This window comes from Streptomyces sp. NPDC020801 (genome assembly GCF_044334385.1).
In the GTDB taxonomy this organism is placed as follows: domain Bacteria; phylum Actinomycetota; class Actinomycetes; order Streptomycetales; family Streptomycetaceae; genus Streptomyces.
Genome location: NZ_JBIRST010000008.1, coordinates 339,984 through 357,109, shown reverse-complemented (window position 1 = coordinate 357,109; position 17,126 = coordinate 339,984). Strand labels below are relative to the sequence as shown.

Annotated in this window: 15 protein-coding genes and 1 pseudogene; 9 read left to right on the top strand and 7 right to left on the bottom strand. The window is 73.3% G+C overall.

The genetic code is table 11. The features are described from left to right. Positions 1-321: 321 nt before the first annotated feature. Positions 322-642 (top strand): hypothetical protein, encoded by a 321-nt coding sequence (locus ACH4UM_RS19720; protein WP_398180592.1) that lies wholly within the window; start codon positions 322-324, stop codon positions 640-642. Between the two features lie 186 nt (positions 643-828). Here ACH4UM_RS19720 and ACH4UM_RS19715 read toward each other — a convergent pair whose 3' ends face one another. Then, positions 829-2,133 (bottom strand): SWF or SNF family helicase, encoded by a 1,305-nt coding sequence (locus ACH4UM_RS19715; RefSeq protein WP_398180589.1) that lies wholly within the window; start codon positions 2,131-2,133, stop codon positions 829-831. Then, positions 2,130-4,991 (bottom strand): DEAD/DEAH box helicase, encoded by a 2,862-nt coding sequence (locus tag ACH4UM_RS19710; protein WP_398180586.1) that lies wholly within the window; start codon positions 4,989-4,991, stop codon positions 2,130-2,132. Before ACH4UM_RS19710 ends, ACH4UM_RS19715 begins: the two co-directional genes overlap by 4 nt. Before the next feature lie 248 nt (positions 4,992-5,239). Between ACH4UM_RS19710 and ACH4UM_RS19705 the strand changes: the two genes are divergently transcribed. Together ACH4UM_RS19705 and ACH4UM_RS19700 are read left to right on the top strand one after the other, a co-directional pair. Continuing rightward, a complete protein-coding gene (locus ACH4UM_RS19705; protein ID WP_398180583.1) occupies positions 5,240-6,349 on the top strand; it encodes an acyl-CoA desaturase in 1,110 nt (369 codons plus the stop codon). Positions 6,350-6,461: 112 nt separating this feature from the next. Next, a complete protein-coding gene (locus tag ACH4UM_RS19700; protein ID WP_398180580.1) occupies positions 6,462-6,644 on the top strand; it encodes a hypothetical protein in 183 nt (60 codons plus the stop codon). A gap of 4 nt (positions 6,645-6,648) precedes the next feature. On the opposite strand, the gene ACH4UM_RS19695 is transcribed toward ACH4UM_RS19700, so the two are convergent. The 3 genes from ACH4UM_RS19695 to ACH4UM_RS19685 form a co-directional block, all read right to left on the bottom strand. Then, positions 6,649-8,037, bottom strand: a complete 1,389-nt coding sequence (locus ACH4UM_RS19695; RefSeq protein ID WP_398180577.1) for a tannase/feruloyl esterase family alpha/beta hydrolase — start codon at positions 8,035-8,037, stop codon at positions 6,649-6,651. A gap of 178 nt (positions 8,038-8,215) precedes the next feature. Continuing rightward, positions 8,216-9,058 carry a hypothetical protein gene (locus ACH4UM_RS19690; protein ID WP_398180574.1) on the bottom strand — a complete coding sequence of 281 codons (843 nt, stop codon included), beginning with the start codon at positions 9,056-9,058 and terminating at the stop codon, positions 8,216-8,218. A 137-nt stretch (positions 9,059-9,195) separates the two neighbouring features. After that, positions 9,196-9,492, bottom strand: coding sequence for a hypothetical protein (locus tag ACH4UM_RS19685; protein ID WP_398180571.1), 297 nt, complete (start codon positions 9,490-9,492; stop codon positions 9,196-9,198). A gap of 95 nt (positions 9,493-9,587) precedes the next feature. Here ACH4UM_RS19685 and ACH4UM_RS19680 point away from each other — a divergent pair, with 95 nt between their 5' ends. Beyond that, a complete protein-coding gene (locus ACH4UM_RS19680; RefSeq protein ID WP_398180568.1) occupies positions 9,588-10,496 on the top strand; it encodes an oxygenase MpaB family protein in 909 nt (302 codons plus the stop codon). 125 nt (positions 10,497-10,621) lie between these two features. Here ACH4UM_RS19680 and ACH4UM_RS19675 read toward each other — a convergent pair whose 3' ends face one another. Then, a complete protein-coding gene (locus ACH4UM_RS19675; protein WP_398180566.1) occupies positions 10,622-11,221 on the bottom strand; it encodes a class I SAM-dependent methyltransferase in 600 nt (199 codons plus the stop codon). A 151-nt stretch (positions 11,222-11,372) separates the two neighbouring features. Between ACH4UM_RS19675 and ACH4UM_RS19670 the strand changes: the two genes are divergently transcribed. From ACH4UM_RS19670 to ACH4UM_RS19650, 5 genes and pseudogenes are all read left to right on the top strand, one after another. Beyond that, the gene (locus ACH4UM_RS19670; protein ID WP_398180563.1) at positions 11,373-12,146 is read left to right on the top strand and encodes an MHYT domain-containing protein; all 774 of its coding nucleotides are present in this window, start codon (positions 11,373-11,375) and stop codon (positions 12,144-12,146) included. An 83-nt stretch (positions 12,147-12,229) separates the two neighbouring features. Next, positions 12,230-14,750, top strand: a pseudogene (locus ACH4UM_RS19665) (nitrate- and nitrite sensing domain-containing protein). Next, positions 14,747-15,184 carry a roadblock/LC7 domain-containing protein gene (locus ACH4UM_RS19660; RefSeq protein WP_398180560.1) on the top strand — a complete coding sequence of 146 codons (438 nt, stop codon included), beginning with the start codon at positions 14,747-14,749 and terminating at the stop codon, positions 15,182-15,184. The pseudogene ACH4UM_RS19665 and the gene ACH4UM_RS19660 overlap by 4 nt, the downstream one beginning before the upstream one ends. Before the next feature lie 22 nt (positions 15,185-15,206). Continuing rightward, positions 15,207-15,665: a DUF742 domain-containing protein gene (locus ACH4UM_RS19655; protein ID WP_398180557.1), complete on the top strand. Its 459-nt coding sequence runs from the start codon at positions 15,207-15,209 to the stop codon at positions 15,663-15,665. Between the two features lie 338 nt (positions 15,666-16,003). Further along, a complete protein-coding gene (locus tag ACH4UM_RS19650) occupies positions 16,004-16,609 on the top strand; it encodes a GTP-binding protein (RefSeq protein ID WP_398180554.1) in 606 nt (201 codons plus the stop codon). A 50-nt stretch (positions 16,610-16,659) separates the two neighbouring features. On the opposite strand, the gene ACH4UM_RS19645 is transcribed toward ACH4UM_RS19650, so the two are convergent. Next, positions 16,660-17,088 (bottom strand): PPOX class F420-dependent oxidoreductase, encoded by a 429-nt coding sequence (locus ACH4UM_RS19645; protein ID WP_398180551.1) that lies wholly within the window; start codon positions 17,086-17,088, stop codon positions 16,660-16,662. Positions 17,089-17,126: the final 38 nt, after the last annotated feature.

Genomic DNA, 17,126 nt, shown 5'->3' with positions numbered 1-17,126 from the left:
AGTTCGGTCCGTCCGGTCCTGCGGGGGGAGTCGGGGGGGGGGGGGGGGGGCCGGGGCCCCGCGGGGGGGGGGGGGGGGGGGGGGGGGGGGTGGGGGGGCGGGGGGGGGGGGGGGGGGGGGCCCGGGGGGGGGGGGGGGGGGGCTGGGGGGGGGGGGGGGGGGGGGGGGGCCCCCCCCCCCCCCCCCCCCCACCACACACTGTGCGTGCTTGCGACCGTCCGCGCCGTGGAATGCTCCGGAATCGTTCGGTCCATGACATGAGCGCGTATCAATACCCGCGGGGGCTCGCGTCCCTGCCGGTCCACCGCCACGCTGTGCGGTATGGCCGTCCCGCCCGCACCGCCCCGGCCGTCGGCGCCACCGAGGCGCAGGAGCCCGCTGTTCGTCCTTCTCACCATGATCGCGGCCGCCGGCGCGGTCGCCGCGGTGCTGGTGATGGGGTTGTCGAACAGCGGCTCCCGGCACGGCGAACAGCCCGCCGGGAGCCGCCCGCGCACGAGCGGTTCGCCCGGCCCCTCCCTGAGGACCCCCACCGAGCTGCCGACCCGGCTTCCCGCTTCCCTGCCCTCCGGCCTCCCGCACGGCGTCCCGAGCGGCCTGGAGTCGCTGCTTCCCTCCCTGGGGGACGGCGCACCGCCCTGACGGCCGGGCAGGTCCGGTTCGGCAGCCGGACGCAGATGACGGTCGTCCCGACGCCGCTGTCGATCAGCCGGTCCTCGGCGTCGAACACGCCCGCGCCGTCGGTCATCCCGAAGTCGCCGTCGCTGACGAGGGCGAGAGTGTCGCCGCCCGCGCGACTCCCCACGTCGCATGCCCTCTCACGCCCTGTCAGACGTCCTCCCGGTCCGGGGCGCGCTCCGCAGCGGCCAGAGCGGCGGACAGAGCGGTGGCCGGGTCCGGGGCCGCACCGCCGTCGGGCACCCAGTGGCCGTGCTCCCTCCGGTAGGGCCACCAGCGGCCGTCCCGCCCGAGGCGGAGCTGGCGGTCCGCGCCTGCGACCGTCCACCGGTTGCCGGAGGGCTCCAGTACCGGCCGCTCGTCCTCCTCCCAGGCCGACGCCAGGGCGGCACACGCGCGCGCGTGCGCCTCGCCCTCGGCCGGCCAGTGCTCCTCGAGCACGGAAAGCCCGGCCGCACCTCCGAGCCGCCAGGCAAGCACGGCCCGCGCGAGTTCCCTTGCGCCGCGCCCCGTTCCCCAGGCCAGCCGGTCCAGCACGGCGCCGTCGGAGGCGCCCGACGCCAGGCGCACGGCGTCCTGTGCGGCGGTCAGGTCCCCGTCCGGCGCATGTGCCACCGTGTCGGCCCGCAGTGCCTCGGCCAGCCACCCGTGGGCCGCCGCGGCGGCCTGCGCGGCCAGGAACTCCAGCGCTGCCGGATCGACCCCGGTGGCCGGCGGGGCCCCGAGGCCGATGGACGGCGGCGGGCCCGGCTCCGGGGGGAGGCCGGGCAGCGGCGGCAGCGGCGGCAGCACGCGTTCCGCGGCCCAGGCCTCCGCTGCGTCCACCCCGACGGCCGCGGACGGTTCGTCCGCGGCCGTCGGGGTGTCGCGGGCATGCAACTCGCCGAACAGTGCTCCTTCGTCGCGCCCGCGCATCAGCAGGAGCACGAAGGGATCCTCGTCCAGCAGCCGCGCCACCAGGTGGCAGAGCGCCGCCGTGTGCCCGCAGTGGTCCCAGGCGCCGCATTCGCACTGCGGCTCCAGGTCTCCGACCCCGGGGAGCAGTCCGATCCCCGCTGCCGCCGCGTCCTGGACGAGGTGCGGCGGCAGGTCGTGGTCGAGCAGTGCGGCCAGATCCCCGGACCGTTCGACGGCCACATCCAGGAAGCGCGCCCACTGGTCGCCGGACAGCTGCTCCAGCAGCACGTCCGCGCGGTGCGCCGTACGGTCCCGGTCGTGTACGACGGCCGTGATGCGGCCGGGGCGCACCGACACCGCGCCCACGGCTCCCGAACGGGCGAGCCGGCGGCCCGACCGGACCTGCTCGGCGTCGAGGGCCGTGTCCTCGAGTGCCTTCAGCCAGGCCTGACCCCACCAGGTGCGGGCGAAACCACGTCCCTGCGCGGGCGGCAGTGCGGCGAACGTCCGCTCCGTTACCGGTATGTGCTCGTCCGTTCCCGGCATGTGCTCGATCATCGCGGTTCCCCTCGCAGCTCCACCAGGTCGGCCAGCTCCGCGTCCGTCAGTTCGGTGAGTGCCGACCCGCCCGCGTCGAGGACCGCCTCGGCCAGCTCCCGTTTGCGGCTCAGCAGGCCGGCGATGCGGTCCTCTATCGTTCCCTCGGCGATCAGCCGGTGGACCTGCACCGGCCGGTTCTGCCCGATGCGGTACGCCCGGTCGGTGGCCTGCGCCTCCACAGCGGGGTTCCACCAGCGGTCGTAGTGCACGACGTGCTCCGCGCGCGTGAGGTTCAGCCCGGTGCCGGCGGCCTTCAACGACAGCAGGAACACGGGTACCTCGCCGTCCTGGAAGCGCCGGACCGCCGCCTCCCGTTCGGCCACCGGCGTGCCGCCGTGCAGGAACAGCGTGCGCACACCGCGTGCCGCCAGATGCCGCTCCATCAGTCGTCCCATCCGCACGTACTGCGTGAAGACCAGGACGCTCGCGTCCTCGGCGAGCATGGTGCCGAGCAACTCGTCCAGCAGCTCCAGCTTCCCGGAGCGGCCCGCGATCCGGGGCCGGGCCTCCTTGAGGTACTGCGCCGGATGGTTGCAGATCTGCTTCAGTCCGGTCAGCAGCTTCACGATCAGGCCGCGCCGCGCCATGCCGTGCGCGGCCGAGACCTCCGCGAGCGTCTCGCGCACCAGCGCCTCGTACAGACCGGCCTGTTCACTGGTGAGGGACACCGCGTGGTCGGTCTCGGTCTTCGGAGGCAGCTCGGGCGCGATGCCGGGATCCGACTTGCGGCGGTGCAGCACGAACGGACCGACGAGCCGGGCCAGCCGCTGTGCGGCAGCCGGGTCCCGGCCGCTCTCGACGGCCCGCGCGTAGCGGGTGCGGAAGGTGCCGAGTGGGCCCAGCAGCCCCGGTGTCGCCCAGTCGAGGATCGCCCACAGATCCGACAGGTTGTTCTCCACCGGTGTTCCGGTGAGCGCCACGCGCGCGTGTGCGCCGATGGAACGCAGTTGCCGGGCCGTCACCGAGTACGGGTTCTTCACGTGCTGGGCCTCGTCCGCCACAGCCAGGCCCCACGTCACGGTGGCCAGCCGCCGCGCGTCCAGGCGCATCGTGCCGTACGTGGTGAGGACGAACTCCCCGGCGGCCAGGCCCTCGAGGTCGCGACGTGAGCCGTGGAAGCGTCGTACGGGCGTACCGGGCGCGAACCGCTCGATCTCCCGCTGCCAGTTGCCCATCAGCGAGGCCGGGCACACCACGAGCGCGGGTCCGGCGGACGCGGGGTCGGCCTGGCGGTGCAGATGCAGCGCGATCAGTGTGATCGTCTTGCCGAGCCCCATGTCGTCGGCAAGGCAGCAGCCCAGTCCCGACGACGTCATCCGCACCAGCCAGCCGAGGCCGCGCAGCTGGTAGTCGCGCAGCTTGGCGGCGAGTGCGGCGGGCTGCCCCACCGGCTCCCCGGCCTCCGGGTCCGTGAGCCGGTCCCGCAGTGTCGCCAGCCATCCCGTGGGTCTGACCTCGACCCGTTGGCCGTCGACCTCGGCGGAGCCCGTCAGGGCGGCGCCGAGCGCCTCGACGGAGGTGATCTTCCGGTCCTGACGCGCCCTGACCCGGCGCACCTCGTCGGGGTCGACCAGGACCCAGCGGTCGCGCAGCCGAACGAGCGGCCGGTTGGCCTCCGCCAGACGGTCCAGCTCCCCGCGTGTCAGCCGCTGACCGTCCAGCGCGAACCACCAGTCGAAGGCGAGCGGGGCATCGGGGGACAGTACGGTCGCAGGCGCCGACAGGGCACTGCCGGAGCCGTCGGCCTCCGGTGGCCCGACGGTCGCCCCGGAGGCCGGCCCGCGCGCCACCCCCGCGGGCCAGTGCACGTCGACGCCCGCCGCGGCGAGGGCTTGCGCCCCCTCCCCGAGGAGGTTGGACACCTCCTCGTCGGCGAGTTCCACGGCGTCCGGCACGGTCGCCGACAGCAGCGGCGTCAGCGCGGGCCAGGACCGGGCCGCGCGACGCAGGGCGAGCAGGGCGGCCGTCCGCGCGTGAGGGCCGAACACCTCGTCCGTGCCTCCGGTTCCGGCCCACACCTCGGAGGCGTCTGCGACACGCGCGGGATCACTGAGGCTGTGCACCTGGAGCACGGCACGGAACCGCGGCTCTGCATCGTGGCGCGCGGCGGCCTCGAGTCCGGGCACCTCGACGCGCAGCGAGATCCGTACGCCCGCGTCGTGCCCCGCGGCGACTTCGGCGGCCCAGGGACGCAGCTCCGGAAGGTGTTGCGGCTCCGGCGCGGCGTAGGCGGGTCCGGCGGTGACGAGCGGTGCGGCCGGTGAACGGGGCAGGGTGTCGGCCACCGCGTCCAGGAAGGCACGCAGCAGCGGCCCGGGACGGGGCAGCCGGGCCTGCCCTGTGCCGTCGAGCGGGACGGCATGCGCCTCGGGCGGCATCGCGGCGGCCAGCGTGCGGACGTGCTCGGCGTCCGGGCCGTGCAGCGGAGCCGCGCGCCAGACGTCGTGGTCACCGGGGGACAGACCGGGCAGCAGCAGTCCCCGGGCCACGACGTGCAGGCCCAGCAGGGCCGCCGCGCCCCAGAACACGGTGGCGCGATGTCCCTGCCCGGTGGCACGCGCGCGCGTGAGCACCGGCAGGGCCGCCCGCACGGAAAGCGTGACCGCGGGCACGGTCACCGGCTCGACGCCGTCATCCCGGGGAAGGACGACCGTCAGCTCCTCCACGGCTGCGGAGCCGACGGCCGCGGGAGCACGGCCGTCGGGGTGCCAGAAGGCGACCCTCCCCGTGCGGGCGGGGTCCGCCGGCATGAACACGGCGCAGCAGTGGTCCAGTTCGGGAAACTCGGCCGGTGTTTCGCGGGGAATCCTCTGCACGGCGATGCCGACTCCTCAAATTTGACTACCGGGCTCGGGTCGCCGAGGGTACAGGACCGCCACGGGCCGTCGGCAACGGGGCGATGGCGGCACGGGCCGCCGTGCAGCGGGGGTGGGGCCATCCCCCCCCCGTCCGTGGGTGGCTGTGCCCCCGTAGCGACCCGGGGGATGGCGCCATGGTCCCCGCAGGGCTCTCCTTCGTACGTTTCCTCAGGTCAGGATGTTGTCAAGAGAGCCGGAGACCAGCCATGCCCCAGCCCGCCGCACCCGTCGCGGACGGCCCCGCGCAGATATCCGGCGGGACACCCGCCGTCAGCGAATTCGCCCCTTTGTTACGCACGGTCAAGGGCCAGGGTCTGCTGCGGCACCGGCGTGCCTGGTACGCGCGCACCATCGCGTCCAACGCCCTCGTCCTGGCCGTCGCCGTCGCCGGACTCGTCCTGATCGGCGACTCCTGGTGGGCGCTGCTCCTGGCTCCGCCACTCGCCGTGCTCTGCGCCCGCACGGCCTTCATAGGCCACGACGCGGGCCACGCGCAGATCACCGGAAGCAGGGCCGTCAGCCGGCTCATCGGTCTGGTCCACGGCAATCTGCTGCTCGGCATGAGCTACTCGTGGTGGAACGCGAAGCACAACCGCCATCACTCCAACCCCAACCACATCGAAAAGGATCCGGACGTGGCTGCGGACGTCCTGGTCTTCACCGGCGAGCAGGCCGGCGGCCGCAGGGGCCTGCGCCGCTGGCTCACCCGCAACCAGGCCTGGCTGTTCTTCCCGCTCACCCTCCTGGAGGGGCTCGCCCTGAAGCTGCACAGCTTCAGGGATCTGCGCCGGCAGTCTCCCCGGGAGCGGGCCCTGGAGGGCACGCTGCTCGTGGCGCATGCCGCGGGCTGTACCGGGCTGCTCCTTGCCTGCCTGTCGCCCGGCAGGGCGCTGGCCTTCGCCGCCCTGCACCAGGCGCTGTTCGGCCTGCACCTGGGCCTGTCCTTCGCGCCCAACCACAAGGGCATGGAGATGCCCGACCCGCGCGGCGAGCGCCGGGGGCACCTGCGGCGCCAGGTGCTCACCTCCCGCAACATCCGCGGCGGGGTGCTGACGGACTGGTTCCTGGGCGGCCTCAACTACCAGATCGAGCACCATCTGTTCCCCAGCATGCCGCGCCCCCATCTGCGGCTCGTCCGGCCCCTGGTGCGTGCCCACTGCCGGGAACTGGGCATCACCTACACGGAGACCGGTCTCGTGGACTCATACCGGCAGGCTCTGCGTCACCTGTACGAGGTGGGAGAGCCGCTCAGGGCCCGACAGCGCGGGGGCGGACTCGCGCCGGGCGGCCGGGAGTGGCCCCGGCGCGACCAGTAGGGGACGATTCGGGCACGTCTCAGGGATGACTCAGGGCCGCCGTCCGGAACCGCCGGGAGCGCGGACCCGTTCTCACGACAGAGAGCGGCAGTGGCCGCGAAGGAGGCGACAGATGTCGAAGAACGCGAAGATCGCCGCGGGAGGTGTGGCGGTCGGGCTCATCCTGCTGATCTGGCTGCCCTGGTGGGCCGCCTTGCTGATAGTCCTGGGAGTCCCGGCCGCCGCGTACCTCGCGCTGGATCCCTCGCAGCGGCGCCGGCTGCGCCGCGTCACCCGCAAGGAGCTGGACCGCTGAGGCACTACCGCCCCGGCGTGCTCCCGCCCAGGGCGCACGAGTCGACCACATCGCCGCTCGCGGGCCTGCCGACGGTCCGGTCCGCGGGCGGCTGCACACCGCGCTCCACCCATGCGATCAGGGCGTCGAAGGCCGAGCGGTAGCAGGGAAGGACCGGGCGCAGCCGATCCGGGTACGTGTCGTAGAGCCCGTCGACGTGCGTGCCTGCCTGGATCGTGTAGTAGCGGTGCAGCCGGCCCCGTCCGCTCACGTCGACCATGCGCGCGTACACATCGGAGTCCGCCGCCTTGGGCAGCAGGGCGTCCAGGTCGCCGTGGAGCGTGATCAGGGGCCTGCCGATCCGCCCGGTCAGCGCCACGCGCCTCACCGCACGGTGGACGGACGCCGGACGGGACGCGTAGTCGTAGGCCGCGTCGGAGGCACAGGGCGCGAGGATCTGCTCCGCCGTGGTCCCGGCGGACGGCCCGGGGCAGGCCGGGTCGTACCCGGGGTCGAACTCGGCACGGTAGATCTTCTGCGTCACTCCCCAGTACGCCCGCTCGTGGTAAGGCCACAGGAACTCCGAGCCCCGCGCGAAGCCCACCGTGTACAGGGCATCGTCGCTCGCCGAGCCGAGGGTCCGTGCGACCGCCGCGGGCAGCGAGGTGAGCAGACTCGGACCGTCGGCCGTCCACAGCGCGCCCTCCCAGTCCACGCCGCCGTCGTACAGCTCCGGGTGGTGCTCCAGCTGCCAGCGCGTGAGGTACCCGCCGTTGGAGATGCCGGTCATGTACGTGCGGCGCGGGGCGTGCCCGTAGCGCTGGGAGACCGCGCGTTTCGCAGCCCGCGTGAGCTGGGTCGTCCGTGCGTTCCACTCGGCGACCGCGTCGCCGGGCCGGGTGCCGTCGCGGTAGAAGTCGGCTCCGCTGTTGCCCTTGTCGGTGGCGGCGTAGGCGTAGCCCTGAGCCAGCACCTGATCCGAGATCGCCTTGTCCGTCGCGTACTGCTTGCGCGTACCGGGCGCTCCGGTGACCACCAGGCCACCGTTCCAGTGGTCGGGCAGCCGGATCACGAACTGCGCGTCGTGGTGCCAGCCGTGCGTGGTGTTGAAGTGCGAGGAGTCCGGGAAGTAGCCGTCGATCTGCAGTCCGGGCACACCGGACGGTGTGCGGGTGGCCCGCGCAGTCAGCCCCGCCTGGTCGGCCGTGTCCGTGTAAGCGGTTCCGGCCAGCCCCGTGGTGGTCAGATCCGGCAGACACGCCGACTGCTGGAAGGCCGCGCCCGGCACCCGCAGCCGCCCCTGGTGCGCGCAGTGGCCGCCGGCCCCGTTCCCGGCCGTGGCCGGAGCCGGCCACATGACGGCAGCAGCCATCACGGCGGCGGCGACGAGCGGAACACTTCGGGACAGACACATGACGGCCTCCAGGGCACGACTGGACGGCGGGCCCGGCACGGTGTCCGGAGCCCTGAGCTGCCCCATCGTGCGGGCCTGCCTCCGCGGCATCCATGGGCCGGAGCCATATGGAGCGGTGGCCGGGCATGGGGAGTCAGACCATACGTCTGCGGTGAAGTGCCCTTGTGGACACGGACGATCAGCTGGGGCGCACCGCCAGCTTGTCGAGGGCCTCCAGCAGGCCCGGCAGCTCCGGACCCCTGCCGACCGGCAACACCTCACCGGGTTCGTCGTCGAGGAGCACGAAGGCGATGTCGTCCGTGCGGGCCACCATCGACCAGCCGGGACCGTCCGCCCGCAGGGTCCGCGCGTCGCCCGGCGCGAAGGAGGACCTGACCCGGCCCAGCGGCGGCGGCGAGTCCACGTACGCGCGTGCCTCCGTCAGGACACGCCGGATGCCGGTGTGCCCCGTCGAGGGGTCCTCACCGGCCTCGGCGGGCGAACCGCCGCCCGCGTCCGCCCCGGCCCTTGGAGCCGTGAACTCGGTGTCGTCGATCTGCTCCCGCCACACCGCCCACTGCAGAGCGATCTCGTCCGCGCCCAGACGACGCTGGGCCGGCCCCCAGGTGCTGGTGTCGGGCGGTGTCAGCAGCGGCCCGTCCGCCTCCTCCGGTTCCGGGTCGTGCGGGGCGGGCACGCCGGGAGCCGCGACGGCGACCGCGAGCGGCCAGCCCGGCAGGGCGGCGACGACCGTGCGCTCGCCCGGTGACAGGTCGTACTCCATGCCGCAGTCCCAGGACGCGATGGCCACGGCGACCAGCGACACGTCGTCGATGGCGACAGTCCACCGTGCCCCCTCGCCGTCCTGGCCGAGCACCAGTCCGTATCCGTCGGCGAGCGGCGCGAGGCCGAGCGCCGCGCAGGCCTCCGGATAGTCGTCGCCCAGCACACTCGGAAACTGCGCCGGCGTCAGCAGCACCGCCGTGAGCACATAGAGCGCATCGTCCGCGGCGGCGACGGCGTCCTCGTCCGTCCCGGCCATCCCAGCCTCCCCATCGGTTCGTCCAACGGCGCGCACCCTAGTGCGAGGAGAAGGCCGTTGTCACGACTCATGTGACTACCCGGACCTGCAGTTTTCCACCTGGAGGGGGGCGAAACGGCCCTGTCGTGGGTGCTGCCTCAGGCCGTGGGGAGCCCCAGCAGGGTCCGCGCCACCGTCCGCGGGGACTCGCCGCGCTCCCGGGCCAGAGCGATCACGGCACGGCAGGCCAGCTCGCTCACCCCGAACGAGAGCGCCTCCGGCGACACCCATGCGGCGGCCTCGTCGATCTGTTCCTGGTCGTCCTCCGCACAGGCCGACACATAGGCGGCAGCGGCCTCGAACAGGTTGGGCCTGCGGCTGTCCCGGCCACGGCCCGCCTCCGTGTGCAGGGAGGTGACGAGTCTGGTGAAGGACTTGCGGAGCCTGCCGAACATGCGGATACCTTCCCCCTGCGTGGTTTCCGGCGCTGATCGTTCATCTGCTGCTGCTCAACGTAGAGTTGGAACCCCGACGGCAGAAGAGGGACGGTGTGACGAAGCGATTCGAGCGGCTCGAACAGATCCGCCGGATGGACCCCGTGGCGGAGGCGTCGGAGATCTACCGGCTCACCGTCGCCCATGAGTTCCCCTGGGACTTCACCCGCTCCCTGGAGCTCGCCCTCTACCGCACGTACGCCGTCCCGAGCATCGGCCGGCTGCTCGCCGAGACGGCGGAACTCACCGACCGTACGCAGAAGCGCTACGACGACACCTCGCTGCTCCTCGACACCGTCGTCGAGCACGGCTTCGCGAGCGAGCAGGGCCGCACCGCGATCCGCCGCATCAACCAGATGCACCGCAGCTACGACATCAGCAACGACGACATGCGCTACGTCCTGTGCACGTTCGTCGTCATGCCCAAGCGCTGGATCGACGCCTACGGGTGGCGCAGGCTCTCCCGGCACGAGGTCGTCGCGTCCACCGTCCACTACCGCACCCTCGGCCGGCACATGGGCATCAAGGACGTCCCGGGGTCCTACGAAGAGTTCGAGGCCCATCTGGACGCCTACGAGCAGGCCCACTTCGGCTGGGACGAGCGGGCCCGCAAGGTGTCCGACGCCACCCTGGACCTGATGGCCTCCTGGTACCCGAGTCCCCTCGCGCCCCTACTGCGCCACGCCACGCTCGCCCTGCTCGACGAACCGCTGCTGCGTGCCTTTCGCTACGACCCCCCGGCCGCCCTCACGCGGGCGCTCGTGCGCCGTGCGGTACGGGCCCGCGGGCGTGCCCTGCGCCTGATGCCACCGCGGCGCGCCCCGCACTTCGCACGGCAGAACTGGGAGATCAGGAGCTACCCGGACGGCTACCTGCCGGCCGAACTCGGCACCCGTCCGGTGCCGGGTCTGCGGGGTTGCCCCGTGCGGCACGCCGGCGACTCGGCGGGCGACACCGTTCAGTGAGCCGATGGCGGCGAGCAGCCAGGTGAGTCCGCCCGTGTCGTGGCGCGCGCGATGCGTCGCCGCCGTCGCGGGAGGCCTGTGACGGCGGCTCTCGCGCCGGCCGGCCCCCGCCGAAGGCGTCGGCGTCAGTCCTCGCGTACCGCCAGCGCCAGGAAGCGGGCGTCCTCGTCGGCGTACGACGTCATGCGCCACCCCGCACGGGCCAGCAGCGGGCGGAGATTGGGCTCCGCGCGCAGATCGTCCGGCGTGATCCGGCGCCCCTGGCGCGCCGCGAGGGCCGCCCGGCCGATCGGGTGGAACAGTGCCAGTGTGCCGCCGTGGCGCACCACCCGCCGCAACTCCCGCAGGTTCTCGGCGGGGTGCCGCAGGTGCGCGACGAGGCCCGCGGCGAACACGGCGTCGAACGACTCCGACCTGAGCGGCAGCGCGCTGACGTCGGCGAGCAGCAGCCGCCCGTCCCGGTCCCGGCCGGCCCGCACGGCGGCCTGAAGCATGGCCGGGGTCAGATCGGCGCCCACGACGACTCCCGACGGCCCCACGGCCGCACGCAGCGGTGGCAGGGCGCGCCCGGTGCCGCACCCCGCGTCGAGCACGCGGTCGCCCTCCCGCAGCCCCAGCTCGGCGACCGCGGCCGCGTAGGCGGGGCCGTCGTCCGGGAACCTGCTGTCCCAGTCGGCCGCGCGGGTGGTGAAGAACTCCTGGACGTGTGTGTGGTCGTCGCTCATGTTCCGCATGATCCCTCACCAGGTCGGATGACGCTGCGGCGTGCACGTTCGAACGTGAGGCGATCGTTCGGATGACTTCCTGCGCCATATTCCGGCACCTTTCGAAATGCGCCCCCTGTGTGCTTCCGTGCCCCTCTAGCGTGCCGGGCCCATGGGACACCTGGACCACGCCACCTTCGGCTGGCTGACCCCCGTGCTGTCGTATGCGATGGCCTGCACCGGGTCCGCGCTGGGACTGCGCTGCACCGTGCGCGCGCTGGCCACCACCGGACGCTCGCGCCGCAACTGGCTCGTCACGGCCGCGTCCGCGATCGGCACCGGCATCTGGACCATGCACTTCGTGGCCATGCTCGGCTTCGGCGTCAGCGGGACCGACATCCGCTACGACGTGCCGCTGACCATCCTCAGCCTGCTCGTCGCGGTGGCCGTCGTGTGCGCCGGCGTCTTCGCCGTCGGCTACAGCCGTGACCGCGGCCGCGCGCTGGCTGTCGGCGGACTCACCACCGGGCTCGGCGTGGCGAGCATGCACTACCTGGGCATGGCGGCGGTGCGTCTGCACGGCGACGTGAGCTACGACCCGGCGCTCGTCGCCCTGTCCGTGGCGATCGCCGTCCTCGCGGCCACTGCCGCGCTGTGGGCCGGACTGAACATCAGGTCGCCGCTCGCGGTCACCGTCGCCGCCCTGGTCATGGGGGCCGCGGTCAGCAGCATGCACTACACCGGGATGCTCGCGGTGAGTGTGCACGTCACGCCCTCCGACACGGTGCTGCCCGGGGCCACGGCGATGCAGTTCATCTTCCCCCTCGCCGTCGGCCTCGGGTCCTATCTCTTCCTCACCTCTGCCTTTGTCGCGCTCTCGCCCACCGCGGGGGATCGTGAGGCGTCCGCATCGGCACAGCGGCCCGTCGGGAACGCGACCCGCTAGCGCCCGTCGGGAACGCGACCCGCTAGCGCCCGTCGGGCGACGGCCCGGACGGCACGCCCCAGACCACTCCCGAGCGAGGAGCCATGCGAACACCCCGCAGGATGCCCACGGACGCAGAGACGCCGTCACCGCCGCCCGTCCGCGGCCGTCGAGCGCACGCCGGACCGCCCGCCGACGAGAGCTCCGACGATTCTCCAGCCGCCGCTTCGGAGGGTCCCCCCGCGCGCGTAGGGCGCCGGCGGATACGCCCACGCACCGTCCGGGCCAAGATCGTCTGCCTGCTCATGGTGCCGGTCGTCTCGCTGCTCGCGCTGTGGGGGTACGCGACCGTCAGCACCGCTCAGGACGTCTCCCGGCTGCGCCAGTTGCAGCGGGTGGACGCCCAGGTGCGGGCCCCGGTCGCCGCCGCCGTCGCCGCGCTCCAGGACGAGCGGGCGGCCGCCGTGAGGTACGCGACCGACCCGGGCGCGGCAAGGAACGGCGACCTTGCGGACCTGGCCGCACGGACGGACCGGGCCGTCGCCGCGCTCCGCCTCGGGGACCGCAGCGCCGTCGCCGACAGCGGGGACCTACCCACCGGGGCCGCCAGGCGCCTTCGGGCCTTCGTGACGGCGGCCGAGGGCCTGCGGGCCCTGCGCACCGCGGTGCTCGACCGGCGGGCGCACGGGCTGGGACGAGGCGTACGGGCAGTACACGAGAACCATTGCGACGGCCTTCGGGGTGGGCGGCGCGCTCACCGGCATCCAGGACGCCGATCTCGGCTCGGACGCGCGCGTACTGCTCGAATTCTCCCGCGCGGGAGAGTCGCTGGCCCAGGAACACGTGGTGCTCTCCAGCGCTCGCCCGGCCACAGGCCTCGAGGGAGAGCGCCTGAGGCTGTTCACCGGCGCCGTCGACACGCGCCGGGCCCTCACCGACGCGGCCACCGCCGATCTCCGCGGCTCCGAACGCGCCGCCTGGCAGCGCCTGGCCGGCAGCGGCGACTACGCCGCCCTCGGCGCCTTCGAGGACAAGGTACTCGCCGGGGGTGCGGGCCGCCGGGCGACGGACGCGGCACCGCAAGCCTCCTGGGACCGGGCACAGGCACACGTGCAGACCGGCATGCGCGCGATCGAGACGGACGCGGGCCGGTCCGCCGCGGACCGCGCCGACCCGTTCACCCGTGGCCTGCTCACGCCGGCGGGCGCCGCGGTCCTCTTCGGCCTCGCCGCCGTCGCCTCGTCGCTGGTCATCTCCGTCCGCATCGGACGCGGCCTCGTCGTCGAGCTGGTGAGTCTGCGCAACAGCGCCCTGGAGATCGCCCGCCGCAAACTCCCCGAGGCGATGCGGAGACTGCGCGCGGGCGAGGAGATCGACATCCGGACCGAGGCGCCGCCCGGGCCACCCGCCGAGGACGAGACCGGACAGGTCGCCGAGGCCCTGGGCACCGTGCACCGCGCGGCGCTGCGGGCCGCCGTGGAGCGCGCCGAGCTCGCCGGCGGCATCTCCGGCGTCTTCGTCAACCTGGCACGTCGCAGCCAGGTCCTGGTGCACCGCCAACTGAGCCTGCTGGACAGCATGGAACGCCGTTCGGAGGACCCCGACGAGCTGAGTGACCTCTTCCGGCTCGACCACCTCACCACCCGTATGCGGCGGCACGCCGAGAGCCTGATCATCCTCTCCGGCGCGGCTCCGGGCCGCGCCTGGCGCACGCCGGTCTCCCTGACCAACGTGGTCCGCGCCGCTGTCTCCGAGGTCGAGGACTACGCGCGCGTGGAGGTGCGGCAACTGCCCGAGGCCGCCGTCATGGGCACGGCCGTCGCCGACCTCACGCATCTGCTCGCCGAGATCGTGGAGAACGCCGCTCAGTTCTCGCCGCCGCACACCCGCGTGCGCGTCACCGGTGAACCGGTCGGCAACGGCTACGCCGTCGAGATCGAGGACCGGGGCCTGGGCATGGGCAAGGACACCCTGGCCGAGGCCAACCGGCGCATCGCACAGTCGGAGGCCCTTGACTTGTTCGACAGCGACAGGCTCGGCCTCTTCGTCGTCAGCAGGCTCGCCTCCCGGCACGGCATCAAGGTGCATCTGCGGACCTCGCCCTACGGGGGCACCACCGCGGTCGTCCTGCTGCCCACGGCACTGCTGGACGGCGGAGCGGCCGAGCGCTCCCCGTGTGCGGCGGCGGAGCCGGAGCGGGCCGTGGAACGCGGGTACGCGCGCGTGCCCGGAGCCGCCGGACACCATGCGCCCTTCTCGCTCCCGGCCGGCCGGCCCGCGCCGGCCGCCTCGGCGCACGCCGTGCCGGAGACCGCCGCCGAGACACCGCCCCGGGGAGTCACCACCCTTCGGCCGCACCGTGTCCCGGAGGAACCCACCGAATCCGACGGCCTCCCACGGCGGGTACGGCAGGCGAGTCTCGCCCCGCAATTGCGCGGGCAACGCGCCGGGGAATCTCCGGCGCGCCCCAGCGGCCCTGGTCACGACCAGGAGCGCACGCCCGAACTCGTACGGGACCGCATGGCCGCCTACCGCGACGGATGGGCCCGCGGCGGAGGCCGGCAGCCCGGCCGCGGTGCCGCCCCCGAAGACGACGCCGACAGTGAGGAAAGGGACCCCGCATGATTCAGGACCCGAGCGTGAGGGCCGCCCAGCGGTCCGGCGAACTCGACTGGCTGCTGGACGACTTGGTGCTGCGTGTGCGCGAGGTACGGCACGCGGTCGTGCTGTCCAACGACGGGCTGGCCGTGGGCGCCTCGACCGACCTCAAACGTGAGGACGCGGAGCACCTCGCCGCCGTGGCGTCCGGCTTCCACAGTCTGGCCAAGGGCGCCGGCCGGCACTTCGGGGCCGGGGGAGTGCGCCAGACGATGGTGGAGATGGACGACGGCTTCCTCTTCGTGGCCGCGGCCGGCGGTGGCTCCTGCCTCGCCCTCCTCACCGCCGTCACGGCGGACATCGGCCTGGTGGCGTACGAAATGGCGCGGCTGGTCAAACGGGTCGGCGAGCATCTCTGCACGTCGCCCCGCGTCACCGCGCCGCCGCCCGCCGCGGGATGAGACGGAAGGGCGGTCCGCGCAGATGACCGAGGACTTCGGCAACGACCCGCGTGACCCGCGTGACCCGCGTGACCCGCGCGAGCCGCGTGACCCGCGCGAGCCGGGCAGCCGGTGGTACGACAGCGAGGCCGGACCACTCGTCCGCCCGTACGCCATGACGGGCGGACGCACCAAGCCCGGCCCCACCGGTGTGCGTCTCGACCTGATCGCTCTCGTCACCCTGGACCTGGGCGCGGCCGGCGTGGGCGACGAGACGGCCCTGGGCCCGGAGCACCGTTCCCTGATCGAGTTGTGCCGCGCCGAGACGCAGTCCGTCGCGGAACTCGCCGCGGGCGCCGACCTTCCCGTCGGCGTGGTCAGGGTTCTCCTCGGCGATCTCCTGGAACGCGGCCGTGTCACCGTCAGCCGCCCCGTTCCGCCCGCGCAGCTTCCCGATGAACGGATTCTGCGCGAGGTGATCGAGGGACTGCGTGCCCTGTGAGAGGAAGGACCGGCCAATGGACCGAACACCCGATGCCCATGGCGGAGGCACGACCCTCATGGCGAACGCACCCGCACCCGTTTGCGGCCCTCTCCTGGCACCAGGTGGGCGCGATTCGGTCACAACGGGGAAAGTGCGGTCGAACCCCTCGAACGAGTGCCGCAGTTGTCATGATGCTGACTTCGCACCCCAGCACGCGACGACCCGGGCACCCCGGCATCCGAGCAGCCAAGCCTCATGCACCCGAACACCCGAGCCCTGTCCGGACGACGCGCCGATGTGCGGCAGGCGCCCGACGGCGCCGGTCCTTGCCGCCCCTGTCCTGAGAGAAGTGATCCATGGTCTCCGAGCACTCCGATGCCCAGAGTGGCGAGACGGCCGCCCTGGCGCTGAAGATACTGGTCGCCGGCGGATTCGGCGTGGGCAAGACCACCCTTGTGGGAGCAGTCAGCGAGATCCGGCCCCTGCGCACCGAGGAACTGCTGAGCGAGGCCGGTCAGCTGGTGGACGACACCGACGGGGTGGACCAGAAGGTCACCACGACGGTCGCCATGGACTTCGGACGCATCACCATCCGCTCCGGCCTCTCCCTCTACCTCTTCGGCACACCGGGCCAGGACCGCTTCTGGTTCCTGTGGGACGAACTGTCTCAAGGGGCCCTCGGCGCCGTGGTCCTGGCCGACACCCGGCGGCTCGAGGACTGCTTCCCGGCGGTGGACTACTTCGAGCACCGGCACATCCCGTTCGTGGTGGCCGTCAACTGCTTCGCGGGCGCCCGCGCGCACCAAGCCCACGACGTCTCCAGAGCCCTTGACCTCGACCACGGGACACCGGTGGTCCTGTGCGACGCCCGGGACCGCAACTCGGGAAAGGAGGTGCTGATCCGGCTCGTCGAGTACGCCGGGCGCATGCACACCGCCCGGCTGCTCGACTCCGTGGGCTGACAACGACCGTTCGCCGGCCCTGGGTGCAGGCCCGCGGACGGCAGCAGCCCTCAGCCCGTGAGGTCCTTCACCGCCACCACCTTGTCGATCGTGACCCGCACCAGCAGTTCGCCCGGGACGCCGTTGCGGGCGCCGAACTCCTCGGCGCGCTCCTCACCCATGTACCGGCCGCCGATCCGGGTGGCCCAGTGCCTGAGCTCGTCGAGGTCCTCGGACAGCCGGGCCCGCCCCTGCAGCACCACGAAGCCGAACGGCGGCCGGTCGTCGTCCACGCACAGTGCGACCTGGCCGTCACGGGCCAGATTGCGTCCCTTCACCGTCTCCTTCCCGGTGTTGAACACCACCTCGTCGCCGTCGAGCAGAAACCAGATCGGCGCGACATGAGGGCCCCCGTCTGCCCTTACGGTGGACAGCTTGCCGGTGCGAGTGCCGTACGAGACGAACGCCCGCCATTCCTCGTCGGTCATCTTGTGTGCCATGTCCCCATCCTCCTTGCCGGGACAGCGGCAGTGGGGAA

Excerpts from the sequence above, each read along its gene's own strand:
- ACH4UM_RS19675 (WP_398180566.1), bottom strand. The coding sequence starts at position 11,221 with ATGAGCGACGACCACACACACGTCCAGGAGTTCTTCACCACCCGCGCG.
- ACH4UM_RS19660 (WP_398180560.1), top strand. The coding sequence starts at position 14,747 with ATGATTCAGGACCCGAGCGTGAGGGCCGCCCAGCGGTCCGGCGAACTC.
- ACH4UM_RS19645 (WP_398180551.1), bottom strand. The coding sequence starts at position 17,088 with ATGGCACACAAGATGACCGACGAGGAATGGCGGGCGTTCGTCTCGTAC.
- ACH4UM_RS19670 (WP_398180563.1), top strand. The coding sequence starts at position 11,373 with ATGGGACACCTGGACCACGCCACCTTCGGCTGGCTGACCCCCGTGCTG.
- ACH4UM_RS19700 (WP_398180580.1), top strand. The coding sequence starts at position 6,462 with ATGTCGAAGAACGCGAAGATCGCCGCGGGAGGTGTGGCGGTCGGGCTC.
- ACH4UM_RS19690 (WP_398180574.1), bottom strand. The coding sequence starts at position 9,058 with ATGGCCGGGACGGACGAGGACGCCGTCGCCGCCGCGGACGATGCGCTC.
- ACH4UM_RS19720 (WP_398180592.1), top strand. The coding sequence starts at position 322 with ATGGCCGTCCCGCCCGCACCGCCCCGGCCGTCGGCGCCACCGAGGCGC.
- ACH4UM_RS19695 (WP_398180577.1), bottom strand. The coding sequence starts at position 8,037 with ATGTGTCTGTCCCGAAGTGTTCCGCTCGTCGCCGCCGCCGTGATGGCT.
- ACH4UM_RS19685 (WP_398180571.1), bottom strand. The coding sequence starts at position 9,492 with ATGTTCGGCAGGCTCCGCAAGTCCTTCACCAGACTCGTCACCTCCCTG.
- ACH4UM_RS19705 (WP_398180583.1), top strand. The coding sequence starts at position 5,240 with ATGCCCCAGCCCGCCGCACCCGTCGCGGACGGCCCCGCGCAGATATCC.
- ACH4UM_RS19650 (WP_398180554.1), top strand. The coding sequence starts at position 16,004 with ATGGTCTCCGAGCACTCCGATGCCCAGAGTGGCGAGACGGCCGCCCTG.
- ACH4UM_RS19715 (WP_398180589.1), bottom strand. The coding sequence starts at position 2,133 with ATGATCGAGCACATGCCGGGAACGGACGAGCACATACCGGTAACGGAG.
- ACH4UM_RS19655 (WP_398180557.1), top strand. The coding sequence starts at position 15,207 with ATGACCGAGGACTTCGGCAACGACCCGCGTGACCCGCGTGACCCGCGT.